The sequence below is a fragment of the Halobacillus litoralis genome, from assembly GCF_004101865.1.
Classification (GTDB): domain Bacteria; phylum Bacillota; class Bacilli; order Bacillales; family Halobacillaceae; genus Halobacillus; species Halobacillus litoralis_A.
Map to the genome: position 1 here is coordinate 438,603 of NZ_CP026118.1, position 12,617 is coordinate 451,219.

At 43.2% G+C, this 12,617-nt stretch carries 17 protein-coding genes; 5 read left to right on the plus strand and 12 right to left on the minus strand.

Annotated elements, in window-relative coordinates; all coding sequences use genetic code 11:
- Nucleotides 1-117 precede the first annotated feature (117 nt).
- From HLI_RS02230 to HLI_RS02245, 4 genes are all read right to left on the minus strand, one after another.
- Complete coding sequence (locus tag HLI_RS02230; RefSeq protein WP_128522871.1) at nucleotides 118-600, minus strand: RsfA family transcriptional regulator; 483 nt, start codon at nucleotides 598-600, stop codon at nucleotides 118-120.
- A 61-nt stretch (nucleotides 601-661) separates the two neighbouring features.
- Nucleotides 662-1,429, minus strand: a complete 768-nt coding sequence (locus tag HLI_RS02235; protein WP_128522872.1) for an enoyl-CoA hydratase/isomerase family protein — start codon at nucleotides 1,427-1,429, stop codon at nucleotides 662-664.
- Between the two features lie 236 nt (nucleotides 1,430-1,665).
- Nucleotides 1,666-1,839, minus strand: coding sequence for a 50S ribosomal protein L32 (gene rpmF, locus HLI_RS02240; protein ID WP_128522873.1), 174 nt, complete (start codon nucleotides 1,837-1,839; stop codon nucleotides 1,666-1,668).
- Nucleotides 1,840-1,887: 48 nt separating this feature from the next.
- A complete protein-coding gene (locus HLI_RS02245) occupies nucleotides 1,888-2,409 on the minus strand; it encodes a YceD family protein (protein WP_128522874.1) in 522 nt (173 codons plus the stop codon).
- Between the two features lie 204 nt (nucleotides 2,410-2,613).
- On the opposite strand from HLI_RS02245, the gene HLI_RS02250 reads away from it, so the two are divergent.
- Nucleotides 2,614-3,825, plus strand: coding sequence for a nucleotidyltransferase (locus HLI_RS02250; protein WP_128522875.1), 1,212 nt, complete (start codon nucleotides 2,614-2,616; stop codon nucleotides 3,823-3,825).
- A 73-nt stretch (nucleotides 3,826-3,898) separates the two neighbouring features.
- Nucleotides 3,899-4,084: a hypothetical protein gene (locus HLI_RS02255; protein WP_128522876.1), complete on the plus strand. Its 186-nt coding sequence runs from the start codon at nucleotides 3,899-3,901 to the stop codon at nucleotides 4,082-4,084.
- 132 nt (nucleotides 4,085-4,216) lie between these two features.
- Here the strand turns inward: HLI_RS02255 and HLI_RS02260 are convergent, their stop codons facing one another.
- Together HLI_RS02260 and HLI_RS02265 are read right to left on the minus strand one after the other, a co-directional pair.
- Nucleotides 4,217-5,245: a SepM family pheromone-processing serine protease gene (locus HLI_RS02260; RefSeq protein ID WP_128522877.1), complete on the minus strand. Its 1,029-nt coding sequence runs from the start codon at nucleotides 5,243-5,245 to the stop codon at nucleotides 4,217-4,219.
- Nucleotides 5,246-5,249: 4 nt separating this feature from the next.
- The gene (locus HLI_RS02265; protein WP_128522878.1) at nucleotides 5,250-6,038 is read right to left on the minus strand and encodes a patatin-like phospholipase family protein; all 789 of its coding nucleotides are present in this window, start codon (nucleotides 6,036-6,038) and stop codon (nucleotides 5,250-5,252) included.
- A gap of 147 nt (nucleotides 6,039-6,185) precedes the next feature.
- Between HLI_RS02265 and ylbJ the strand changes: the two genes are divergently transcribed.
- Nucleotides 6,186-7,406, plus strand: coding sequence for a sporulation integral membrane protein YlbJ (gene ylbJ / locus HLI_RS02270; protein ID WP_241655918.1), 1,221 nt, complete (start codon nucleotides 6,186-6,188; stop codon nucleotides 7,404-7,406).
- A 52-nt stretch (nucleotides 7,407-7,458) separates the two neighbouring features.
- On the opposite strand, the gene coaD is transcribed toward ylbJ, so the two are convergent.
- The 3 genes from coaD to HLI_RS02285 all read right to left on the minus strand — a co-directional run bounded on the left by coaD (nucleotide 7,459) and on the right by HLI_RS02285 (nucleotide 10,320).
- Complete coding sequence (coaD, locus tag HLI_RS02275) at nucleotides 7,459-7,935, minus strand: pantetheine-phosphate adenylyltransferase (protein WP_128522879.1); 477 nt, start codon at nucleotides 7,933-7,935, stop codon at nucleotides 7,459-7,461.
- 12 nt (nucleotides 7,936-7,947) lie between these two features.
- Complete coding sequence (gene rsmD, locus HLI_RS02280) at nucleotides 7,948-8,496, minus strand: 16S rRNA (guanine(966)-N(2))-methyltransferase RsmD (RefSeq protein WP_128522880.1); 549 nt, start codon at nucleotides 8,494-8,496, stop codon at nucleotides 7,948-7,950.
- Between the two features lie 381 nt (nucleotides 8,497-8,877).
- Entirely contained in the window at nucleotides 8,878-10,320 is a 1,443-nt protein-coding gene (locus HLI_RS02285) for a hypothetical protein (RefSeq protein WP_128522881.1), read from the minus strand.
- 82 nt (nucleotides 10,321-10,402) lie between these two features.
- Here HLI_RS02285 and HLI_RS02290 point away from each other — a divergent pair, with 82 nt between their 5' ends.
- Nucleotides 10,403-10,792 carry a DUF7147 family protein gene (locus HLI_RS02290; RefSeq protein ID WP_128522882.1) on the plus strand — a complete coding sequence of 130 codons (390 nt, stop codon included), beginning with the start codon at nucleotides 10,403-10,405 and terminating at the stop codon, nucleotides 10,790-10,792.
- Nucleotides 10,793-10,959: 167 nt separating this feature from the next.
- On the opposite strand, the gene HLI_RS02295 is transcribed toward HLI_RS02290, so the two are convergent.
- Nucleotides 10,960-11,238, minus strand: coding sequence for a YlbG family protein (locus HLI_RS02295; RefSeq protein ID WP_128522883.1), 279 nt, complete (start codon nucleotides 11,236-11,238; stop codon nucleotides 10,960-10,962).
- 117 nt (nucleotides 11,239-11,355) lie between these two features.
- Here HLI_RS02295 and HLI_RS02300 point away from each other — a divergent pair, with 117 nt between their 5' ends.
- On the plus strand, nucleotides 11,356-11,685 hold the full coding sequence (locus tag HLI_RS02300; protein WP_128522884.1) for a hypothetical protein: 330 nt from the start codon (nucleotides 11,356-11,358) through the stop codon (nucleotides 11,683-11,685).
- Between the two features lie 2 nt (nucleotides 11,686-11,687).
- Here the strand turns inward: HLI_RS02300 and HLI_RS02305 are convergent, their stop codons facing one another.
- Together HLI_RS02305 and ylbD are read right to left on the minus strand one after the other, a co-directional pair.
- The gene (locus HLI_RS02305) at nucleotides 11,688-12,131 is read right to left on the minus strand and encodes a YlbF/YmcA family competence regulator (RefSeq protein ID WP_128522885.1); all 444 of its coding nucleotides are present in this window, start codon (nucleotides 12,129-12,131) and stop codon (nucleotides 11,688-11,690) included.
- A gap of 84 nt (nucleotides 12,132-12,215) precedes the next feature.
- A complete protein-coding gene (gene ylbD, locus HLI_RS02310) occupies nucleotides 12,216-12,581 on the minus strand; it encodes a spore coat protein YlbD (protein ID WP_128522886.1) in 366 nt (121 codons plus the stop codon).
- Nucleotides 12,582-12,617: the final 36 nt, after the last annotated feature.

Here is a 12,617-nt window from a genome sequence, read left to right on the forward strand (position 1 = left end):
AACATGAATGAGGCCACTACACTATGTTGTAGGGGCCTTTTTTATGAAGATTTTATAATATTATGGAAGTGAATATTTGTTATTACTTGTGTCACATCTGTCTTAGAGGCGAAAATTCTAAACGCCACTTTCGCTTTTTCGCCGCTCCCTCACCCAATGTACGAGTTTATCCATTTCATTCCACGCCGTTTCCCACTGCTTTAACTCTTCTTTCAGTTTTTCGTTCGCCTCATTCAGCTGCTTGAGTTTTGATTCCAGGTTTTCTTTGCCTTGCGCTTCAAACTGTTTGATTTTCATTTCTTTTAAAAATGAAATAGCAGCATCCAGGGACATAGGGGTATCATCAGAAGTCGGCGGGGGTGTATATAGGGTGCGTGTGGCTTTTCTGCTATTTTTCGCTTCTTGAATCTCTTTCTGATATTCTTTTCTGACTGTAGCATTCCACCTGAATCCACATGCAGCCGGAGTGCGTTGCAGCTTGTCGGCGACTTCCTGGAAGGCTTCCAGCTGCGTTTTTCCTTCTCTAATATATTTCAGTACCGTCTTAGCCAGTAAAACGTCCTCTTCTTCCTTCCAGGCATCCTGTCTTGGGGCATCCATAGCATCCCTCCTCTATCGTTTGCTTATAGTTATGCGGGAAGGATGATTGATAGAATCGTATTTATGATCTTTTTCTCATCTGAGCGAAGTTACGTACCGCCGTTTTGTGTTCTTCCGACTCCCAAAGCTGCGAGCATGCATAGACCTCCTGATCCATCCGTTCGGACAAACCCTCTGTATGAATATGTGTCAAGTATTGCTGCTTGAAGACTTCCATCTGCTTTAATGTCTTATTTAAAAAGGAGGAAAATAAAACATTTTCAGCTTTTGAGTTGTCAGTAATCATCTTATGTAACCAACCGATTCGATAGACTTGCTCTGTTTGATACATTTCAGCATCCATTAACCAGTGTGCCGCAAAATCTGCTTTGATTCTTTGGTATAAAAGGGCGCCTCCACCCCAGCCCGGGGTTATCCCTAAATTGCCTTGAACAAATCCAAAAGAAGACGATTCCACGCCATACCTGAAATCACATGCCGTTGCTATTTCACATCCACCGCCGCGGGCCTGTCCATTCATCAGTGCGATTGTCGGTACAGGAAAAGTAGCCAACTCATATAAAGCCTGTTTCATCGGATGCAAGAGTTGATAGGCATCCTCGGCTGACATTTCGCCATGAAGCTCGTTTAAATCACCACCAGAACAAAAGGCACGCTCCCCCGCTCCTGTGACCACCAGGAACTTCACACCTCCATTTTGTTTCAAATCGACGATGGCCTGATAAAACTCTTGTGTCATCTGCTTTGTGATCGCATTCATTTTATGCGGTCGATTCAAAGTCAACACAACATATCCTTCTTGTTTCTTTTCTACTAACACTTGTGACATTTTCATCCACCATCCTTTACTAATAATGTATCAAAAAACAACTCATTGTGCGTTCATCATTAAAAGTTCCTCACCTTCCTACAATAAGAGATGAGAAACAGAATGACAGTGCGAAGTGCCGTTACGCCTGAGCTATTGTCTTTTATTTTGATGACCAGCCCACCTGAAATGCATATACATACCTTCTTTGAGACAAAAAAAAGAGACTGACCGAAGTCAGGCTCTCTTTTGAAGAACTAGTTGTTCACCACTTGTTTTCCATTATATTGTCCACAAGATTTGCAAACATGGTGGGGTTTTGAGTACTCACCACAGTTATCGCATTTTACCATACCAGGGGCATGTAGTTTCTTGTGAGTACGACGTTGGTTTTTAACTTTTTTAGACGTTTTACGCTTAGGTACTGCCATGTTGTACACCTCCTTTAATTTACGATTCTGAGAACCATGAAGATTTTCTTAGTCGTTCTCTTCTTCATCTAATAATGATTGCAGTTTAGCCATTCGAGGATCCACTTTCTTTTCCTCAGGTTCCTCTGTAACCACCTGCCAGCCTTTCCCTTCATGGGGGGCTGCTTCATGAGCCTCATCATCTTCGGAAAATACGCGAGTCGGAATCTCCAACTGTACATTTTCCTTGATATAAGGCGTTAAGTCAAGCACTTCTCCATTCACGGAATGAACTTCAGAGTCATCTTCTTCTGTATGGTAAGGTGACAGATTGAATACCTCTAGAGCATCAATGTGAAATGGATAAGTCACATCGACTAACGTCCGGGCACAAGGCAACACCATTTCTCCATCAATCGAAAAAGTTACCGTTATATCATTTCCTCGTGTAATTGCTTGACCTTCGACATGAACAGGGGAAATCCTGCGAATGTCATTGTTCAATTGTTCTAATTCGCGAATATCTACATCTTCCTCAAATACGAACGGTTCCTCGCCCGTTTGTTTGAGCTTTTGTAGAGGAAATTTCATAGTTATCACCTCATGGCAACAAGAGTTATTGTAAAAGGATTCAGCTGATTTGTCAACATTTTTTCTTTACAGCTATTCTCTTTTTGATGCCGGATTTAATTAAAATAACACATTTCAGCTGGAAGAAGCGAATTTTTCCTTCTTCCATGATAAAATAAACCAAACACTTGTTCAATAGAAAAGAAACGATCTAGGAGGATTTCTATGAAATCATGCGGTGTGGTTGTCGAGTACAACCCCTTTCATAATGGACATCTTTATCATCTGGAAAAATCCAAAAAACATACAGAGGCCGACTGTATGATAGCCATCATGAGCGGAAATTTTCTGCAGCGGGGCGAACCTGCCATTATCGATAAGTGGCACAGGACGGAGGCAGCGCTGAAAGGGGGCGCAGATCTTGTTCTTGAACTCCCTTTTCTTTTTGCCGTCCAACATAGCGACTACTTCAGTCAAGGGGCAGTGGCTACTTTAGCGGCCATTGGTGTCGAGTCCCTTTGCTTCGGTAGTGAAAACGGCAAAATAGAGGCCTTTACGAAAGCGTACTCACATATGAAAAACAACAAAGAAGATTATGATGTCACCGTGAGAAAATACTTGAATGAGGGATACTCTTTTCCTGAAGCTTCACGCCTGGGCTACGAAGCAGTTGAATTCCCCACAAACACCATCGACTTATCTCAGCCGAATAATATTCTTGGCTACAGCTATGTAAAACAAATCCTTACCCATGCACCTCAGATGGAACCTTTGACGATTCAAAGAAAAAACAACCATTATCACGAAGATACAATTTCAGGATCGATAGCCAGCGCCACAAGCATTCGCAAAGAATTATTGAAACAACGCACCCTGACCTCCCAGGCGACTCAATCTATACCGAATGATACTGCCGAACGACTGACCGCGTACAAAGGAAAAACATCCATATGGCACGACTGGGAAGCATATTTCGACCTTCTTCAGTACAAAATCTTGACCATGGACGAAAGTACGCTGCGGTGCTTCCATGGGGTTGATGAAGGATTAGAATACCGCATGAAACGCACTATGAAAGAATCGACTTCCTTCAACGGATTCATGAACGCGTTGAAAACCAAGCGTTATACATGGACAAGATTGCAACGTACTCTTGCCCATATCCTGGTCGGCACTGACAAAGAGGAAGTAAGACAAGGTCTGCGAGAAAATCCTGTACCCTATGCCCGGGTCCTCGGCATGACAGCCCGAGGGAAAGAATATTTACGCGCAGCAAAAAAACAAACAGATATCCCTTTGATCACCCAGCCCCAGCAATTGGAGCATCCGATGCTTGATCTAGAAGAGCGGGCTTCTGCTGCCTACTACAGTGTTTTAAGCCCTGAATTAAGGGTTGAACGGATGAAAAGGGAATACGGAGCTCCTGTCATCTTGTAAGCTTTTTATGACTTTATAAAAGAAAACGGAGCTGGGACAAAACACTAACTGCCACAGAAAAAACGAACAATAGGTGGGATGGATCAAATGGAGCGTAGGTAACAGTCGTAGACGCCCTCCGGGAACAGCACGAGCAGAGGAATACGCCGGAAAGCCGTCTTTGCTTTCTGAGGGGGCTGAGGCCGTGCCCGCGGCAAGCACCCACCGACAAGCGATCCGTGAGAAGCAACAACAAACTTTAACAACTCCTCTAGATTGAAAAGTGTTATTCAGTGGCCTCAAGTATGTTGCCGGAGCGGCGTATGCATTTATGGCTCCATTAAGAAAACCCGAACGAAATTCGTTCGGGTTTTCCAGCGAAAAAATTCTTTTGTCCCAGCCATGTTCTCGTTCAGGCCTTTTTCGCTTCCAATTCTTTAAGATAGTCAATCGCATCCTGGAAAGAATCTACAGGAACAACTTTCATATCTGTCCCTATATCTTCAGCAGTTTCTTTGGCAACTTCATAATTAGAACCTTCCCGTCCTTCTTCATTAGGAGCGAAAAATATTTGAGCACCGTGATTCGAAGCAGCGACGACTTTCTTATCAATGCCGCCGATCCGACCTACTTGCCCTTCATAATTCACTTCACCGGTCCCTGCGATCTCGTAGCCTTTGGTGATATCTTCCTCAGTCAATTGATCATAAATTTCTAGTGAGAACATCAAACCTGCACTAGGGCCACCGATTTCACCACTTTTCACTTTCACTTTCGGACTCACTTTGACGGAACGATCCGTGACCAGCGAAATACCGACGCCCACTTTTTCGGGATTGTCAGGAAATGCAGCAAGTTCAATATCTTTTTCTATCGTTTCTTCCTCCCTGACAACCGTCAAGGTAACAGATGATCCTTCTTCCATGTCACTGACATAGTCGATAAGGTCGCTTGTCTGTTCAATTGTTTGTCCGTCCACTTTGGTAATCTGATCACCTGTTTCAAGCACATCCGCAGCGGGCATCCCCTCAATTACATTCATGACGAAAACACCTTCATAATTAATTTCGATATCTTTGCCTGCCGCTTTATAGGCGACTACTTTTGAAGCTTCTTGAGAAGAATCCATCATTTGGAGCTGAGCATGAAAATACTCTTCTTCCGTTACACCTTCAGGACGGATTTGATCAAGTGGATAGATCTGATGGTATGACCGGAACTGTGCAAGAATCCACTGCATCGGAGTCGCCTGCCCGCCCCGGACGGTAACGAGATGCATTTCTCCTTCGCTTTGATGGCCTCCAGACACTTCGACAATCTCATTCAAGGGATCGGCCGTTCCCGGTTTATAAATGTAATATGGAAGCTGATAAGCTCCTAAAAATGCGACGATCACAATCGTTATGATTGCTGTGATTATGAGTCTTCTATTTGCTTTCATTTGTTCATGACTCCTTCCATTCAGACAGCTTCGTTTGTATTTCTTTGATGCATTCCTCCGCTGCCTTCTCTCCTGCCCTAACGATTTCCTCGATGTTGGTAAACGCCCTTGAGCTGTATTTTGATACATCCGGACGGATCATCACGTCCGTATCTGAGGATACCCCCATGACCGTTGCCAATTCATCCTGCATGATATCAATGCTCTGGGTGATCACATCATAGATAGTATTGATATTCGGATCAGCATCAAAATGAGCACAATCAACAGCGATTACAAAATCTGCCCCCATTTCTTTCGCGACAGATACAGGGACACGGTCAATGACACCACCATCTATGTAGAGTCGACCATCAATTTTCTCCGGCACGAAAATCCCGGGGATCGCGATACTTGCCCTGACTGCCTCACTCGCAGGACCTGTAGTAAACACTTTCTTTGCCCCCCCATATAAATCAGTCGCCACAATGGACATCGGGAGTTCAAAGTCTTCTAAATTCTTTCCGAACGTAAATAAACGAATATATTCCTTGATTCTTTTCCCCTGGATAAATCCCATTTTAGGAACGGTGAAATCCAAGTAATACTTCCGCTTGAAGGTGAAAGCCAGCTTGTATAGATCATCAATCTTCTGTCCAGCAGCAAAAAAAGAGCCGACTAAAGCTCCCATACTGCTTCCTGCAATCATATCGACGGGAATATCGTGATCCTGAAGGACTTTCAGAACTCCCAAGTGTGAAAAGCCACGAGCACCACCAGAACCTAAAGCTAAACCTATCGTCGGTCTTCCCACTTGTCATCCCTCCTTCTCACATCTGGTTTATTTTATGGAATAAACCGCTCCCTTATGAGCGTACACATGGAATATAGACAAACCTATGTGTTCATGCAGAAATATAATCTCATTCTACTATGTCTATTTCTATAAGTACAGAAAACTGTGACACCCAAGGAGGCGTTCTCGATTTCTAAGCTAAAAACCATCGGGTTGACGCTGCTTACTTCAGCTCTCGCCATTTCTCTGATCATTTTTCCTCGTGACGCATTATCTGCAAGCTTGAGAGGATTGGATTTATGGTGGGAAATCGTCTTCCCTTCCCTGCTCCCCTTTTTCATTACGGCAGAGTTTCTGATCGGTTTCGGTGTCGTTCACGGACTCGGGGCCCTTAGTGAGCGTTTCATGCGACCGTTATTTAATGTACCGGGCTGCGGCGGGTTCGTTTGGGTGATGGGGATGGCCAGCGGATATCCCTCTGGTGCCAAATGGACCGCTGACTTGAGAAGCAAGGGACAAGTTACAAGAATAGAAGCAGAACGACTGGTCGCTTTCACTAATGCTTCAAGCCCGTTATTTATCTTCGGGGCGATCGCCGTCGGTTTCTTCCATGATGCAAACCTCGGAATCATTATTGCTCTCGCTCATTATGGAGGCAACTTCCTTGTTGGGATCGGTATGAGATTTTATAAAAGAGATGAGGAACGTTCGAGGACTGACATGAGATCATCCACATGGAAAGATGCGTTTTGGAAAATGCACCATTCAAGATTAGAGGATGGACGCACAATGGGAAAGCTGATGGGAGATGCTGTTACACGCTCAGTGGACACGCTGTTAATGGTTGGAGGTTTCATCATGCTTTTCTCCGTTTTGACAGAGCTGTTAAAACAAACGGGTGCGATACATATTTTCTCGCATCTTCTCGCACTCACCGGCCTTCCCGGGAATTTTCATGTCCCATTCACTGCCGGCATGCTTGAACTCACTACAGGGATTGGAGCTATTACCGAAACCCATGAACCTTTGTTGGCCCAATTGATGATCGTCAGCTTCATTCTCGGCTTCCACGGTTTTTCGATCCAAGCTCAAATCGCCAGCATCCTCGCAGAAACAGATATTCGTTTCATACCTTATGCGCTTGCCCGGATTGCTCATGGAGCTATAGCGACACTGCTCATTTTTGTGCTTTATTTTGTTTATCTCCCTTTTCAATCGCAAAGTATGCCGATTTGGAATCCTGACGAAAACTTCACCACACCGATCATCCAGTTTTTCCATCATTATGGACCGCCGATCACACTGCTCATGATTATGCTCATGATTATTGTCAAATGGAATAGCCACCAGCAAAAAAAAGACAACCCCGGCAAACATCGTGTGTAGGGGGTTGTCTTTTCATTTAAAAATCCTATCAGCCGGAAGAGCCCGGTTCTTATTAAAACTTCTGAGAGAGTGCTTTCTCAACAGCTGGAGGGACTAAATCGGATATGTTCGCGCGATATTTAGCCACTTCTTTTACAATACTTGAACTCAAAAATGAATATTGGTTATTCGTCATTACAAAGAAAGTTTCGATATCCTCATTCAGCTTGCGGTTCATGGATGTGATTTGCATTTCATATTCAAAATCACTGACCGCACGCAAACCTCTGATGACAGCTTGAGCACCTTTCTCCTCTGCGTAGTCCATCAATAAACCACTGCAGGCATCAACAGAAACATTATCAAACTCCTTTGTGACTTCCTTTAATAAAGCTAAACGTTCTTCTACATCAAAAAGCGGTGCTTTGCTCTGGTTGTTAAAAACGGCTACTATGACGTGGTCGAATACTTTTGCACCGCGTCGGATGATGTCTACATGACCATATGTAACGGGATCGAAACTACCCGGGCAAATTGCTAAACGTGTCATGACATTCCCTCCTCATTCAAAAATGGATACACCGATATTACTGCCATAATAATCGGTTTTCAAGCGTTTCAAGTGACCGACCTCTTCTGGAATTTCCTCTGAAGCATCATGTTCGCAAATGATTGTCGCACTTTCCGCTATTAAATCATTTTCTAAAAGCGCTTCCATTAGGTCCTTGTAGGAAAACTTATTATAAGGTGGGTCCAAGAAGATATAATCGAAAGTCAATTCACGTTTACCTGCTGCTTTAATCGCACGCATCGCATCCGTTTTGAAAACTTCCACACGCTCTTCGATGTCGAGCTTCTTTATGTTGTCATATATCGTCTGAATCGCTTTAGGCTGTTGATCGACGAATATACAGGATTCAGCTCCACGGCTTAACGCTTCAATTCCTAATCCGCCACTTCCTGCGAACAAATCCAGGGCCTTGCCGCCTTCAAAGTAGGGGCCGATAACATGAAAGACGGCTTCTTTCACTTTATCGGTCGTTGGCCTGGTTTTATGTGTGGGAACAGACATCAGCTGCCTCCCTTTAAAGTCACCTGCAATCACTCTCATTATGTGTACACCTCTTTTGTCAGCATTCCCCATAATCCTACCATAAATTTATCTCGTCCGGAAATGTTTGAATAAAAGGATCCGCGGTCTTATGTTGTCGATGATGAAAGCCGGTTTCAAGAAAGACCTTTTTCCTGAACTTGGCTTGATAATCGATTAAGAGCCAGGTCACATATTGACCGCCACCAAAAAAATTCATCCCGTGATGAATAAACGAATTCCTCTACGTACATACTAGCATTTGAAGCGGATGATACTGCTTCTGAAAACGGAGAAGGCTTACATCCCCATAAGTTCTTCCTCCGGTTTCTCCTCTCCCTTTACTTTTTTGTTTCATTTTTAGATGTTACAAAAAAGCGGGGCTGCCCGTTATGGGCAGCCCTATTTTTTATGGACAGAAATAACCTCGTCTTCCTCAACTACTTCAAGATCTAATAAATCTTCTATATATTCTTCCTTCATATAAACTTCCCCGTCCATGAGTTTCAACAAGTCTTTACCAGTCCCGAAGCTTTCCTCATTTATGATAAAAGTAGCTTGGTCAACATAAAAGCGGTAACTTTTCGTTGGCATCGATATCCGGTAGACGTCGGCTTCTTCCAATACAGTATAAGAGTACTCTGCCTTTTCAGCTAATGATAGGACAGGCAAGTATCTAACTCCATGATAATGAAGAATCTTACCCTCCAGTTTTTCTCCTTCAAAAGCCAAAATTTCCTCTGAAGTGAAGTATAAAGGTGCTGTGGAATTCTGATCGTTTCGTTGAAAATAGGTTGTTGGCATTCCATATAACCCGGACATCTCTTCATCCAAAAATTGCTCGATGTCGACATTTCCTGTTTCATCAATCAGCTTGTTTCGTAACACATCCAACTGCTCTCCACTGAAGGTTGAGCGGATTTCCTCAGCCCTCATGCTCACTTTCGGCTCTGGATCTGCTGTTTGGTAATAAACTTCATTCAGTACAGGTAAAATCCACTCCTGATCGTCGTTTGAAATGGAGCGGACATGGGAGGTGAATAACGCCTTTTCGAGGGCATCAAGATTTCTCCCCTTTGAAGCTATATATTGATCTTCCAAGACTGTATTTGAGTGATCCAGATGTAAAATGGCAGGTCCATAAGCAGATGAAATTTTTGCCAGTCTCTCTTTCATTTCATCTGTGAGTGGATCTTCTTTGTTGTATGTAACAACACTTCTGTCCTGACGCCATTGAGAATTCTCCTTTGGCTGGAGCATTAAGGGAGGTGTCTCTGTAGTTGGCCCGAAGTGAAAATAACGGACATTTTCCAGCGTGACTTCACTATTTTTCTTTAATGGGGCAAGCCATGTATTCCTTTGTAATGTGTAATCTTTTATAGTCAGATCATATGGAACCTTTTGTGCTTTTCCGTCTTTTGATACATTCAATTTCCATTCCTTCAATAAACCTTGCGTATCGATTGGAAGAAAATAGTCCACTTTGACCGGCATCGCGGATTCCTGATTCAACTGGTACCCTCCGGATTGTACGATGTGACACTCGGTTTCCCCTTCATAAGCACATGATAGCGACTCTGCTTCTTCAGGTGGGTCGAGCTTATAAATCCCAGGCTCTAATTGATCATATGTAAGAACAATCTCCAACCCTGCCTCTTCTACATTAACGGTGACATGGAGGGGGATGGATTCTTGCTGGCTTGTCTCTTTCTCTTGCTGGTTTGAAAAGTCTACAATACTCCACTGATAGAGGAGAAGAAGTGTCGAAAAACTGAGGAGTAAACAAAGTGGCATCCATATGCTCCTCAAGTCAATCTCCCCCTTTTTTTCTTGTTGATAAATCATAAGAAATCCGCCTGATCGTTCACATTTCTCATTTTTCATGCTAAAGTTATCCTGATTATAGTTTGAAAGGACGGACAACTCTATGATACAAAAATTCATCGAACTCGGCGAAGGGTATGCGGACATTTATGAATTGATCCACCTTGGCTCAAGAATGCCGGAACGCATCCAGCATGCCATCGCTTTTTATAGCGAAAAAAACGGGAAACCCGTCGCTTCTTTATCTCTTGTCATGAAAGCTGCCCATCAGGATAAATTCCAGCCCATCTACATTTGCCGTGAAGGAATTCCGAATCCCCACGAACAGCCGAACCAGCGTTTTGAATTGTATAAAGAAATGGTGGAGAAAGCTGGAAAAGAAGTGAGTGAATTCACTATCAAACCTTCGGACCTGTTCCCAGAAACCGAATTATTCTATCAGCACTTGATCGGCATTCTGAGAATGAACAAATTCATCGCTCCCCTATCATAAGCTGACCTATTATTAAAAGCGTCCGTTGAACACGGACGCTTTTTTAACTGAGCATTTATAAAGTCATCCGCTTCAGTTCCGCGAATGTTCAGAATAAGCATAGCGAAGGACGCTCAAGGGCAGACTGGGTGCACACACTAAGTAATACACCGTGCTTATCCACTCTCTCAAATCCCCATTTTGTAATCGTATTGCTTGGCTTTGTCTGGTTTGGCGTTTTCATAATCAGTACGGATTTCGGGTTTATGAGAAGACGTTACCCGGGAAACGAATGGTAAACGTTCAAGTTTCTCCTTTTTAAATTCAATATCTTCTTGATTTACGTACAATAGTGCATATTTCATTTTTTTAGAGGCGTGAATCAAGTGTCCATGCTTTTTAATCTGTCTTATATTTTTCATATGTTGAAAATATACAATGATTCCTTGTCGTTTCGTTCTGTTCATAATATGTCTCTACTCCCCATAGAACTTATATATTAACGTCAGTTTACCAAATGACAGCCTAATCGGCAATGGCTCTTTCCAATCGATTGTGCTGTAGAAGAGGTGATGGAACCTTATATGAAAACAGATCACGAACAGGCTTTTGAAATTTTTGATGAGACCTTATCTAATTCGGAGCTATTCGACCATGTCGAATTCAAAAAGGTGGCAGGGCTGCCCTTTGTCTATTTGACAGTGAAAGATAGGGTTGAGAGGAATGAAATCGAAGCAGCTTTGAAGCAATGTGCTGCAAAGGCGATGAGAGGAAAGCGCCTGACCCTTGCGATGAGCTATGTACGCAAGAATCAGGCGCTCCAAGTTTACAGAGTTCGTTTTTTAGTTCCTCAAAGGAAAATGTTCTGCTGCGGCAATCTTTGTGATGACTGCATCCGCTTCACAGACCCTTGATGTCAGGAAGCACAGCCACAGCTGCCGCCGCTTCCGCACCCACCACTACAGCCGGAGTCGGTTAAAGCCATTCCGTTTTTCGGGACTTTGATTTGTTCACTGACGCTGAAAGCCACATTTTCGCTTACTTCATCCAACAGTTTTTGTATTTCCCGTTCCGCCTTTTTAAAATGAGCTACCGTTTCATGCATGTCCATTTCCCGTTTTACAGCACGGACTTTCTTCATGATGGTATTATAATCCGGGTGGTAACGGCCAAAACGTTGGACGTCCTCGTAGTGTTCTTTCATATCCGCAAAATTTTTGATGAGTCTTTGCGCCTCTTTATCGTTCTCAAGAGCCGTTTTCGCCTCTTGATAAAATTCCATTGTATCTGAACTCATGACCATGCGGCCAATCGATTCTGAGCGGTCAAGTAGATCGACAATTTCCATTGTAGCTAACATATAACATGTCCACCTCCACTACCATCTTATCAAATAGGAAGGCAGATGGAAATAAAGGATATTTTCCACCTGCTGATTGAGCCCTTAATAATACGGGTATTCCATCTCTTTTTGATTTTTTCCGGCGTCCTTCTTCACATTCGTGATGAGCTGTTGAAACTGACCGATCGCCCCATTCAATTCATCAATATGACGGGAAACATCCTCCCAATTCAAGTCCTCCATCAACTCACCCAATTGCTTGATCCATTCCATTTTAACTGTAGAAGTTTCTTTTTTTGCTGCAGGTAAAGAAGTCCAAAACGGGTCATCTTCGCCTAAGATCATCCACTTCTCGTAATAGCTTTGGATGAGTTTATGGTTCTTTCTCAACTGACCTTTGACATTTGGGTTTTTGTCGACAAATGCTTTAAATTGCTGGACGCTCGGGTGCAATTCATTCGTACTCATATCCTCTACACCTCACTGTTAGAACTACTCTATAGC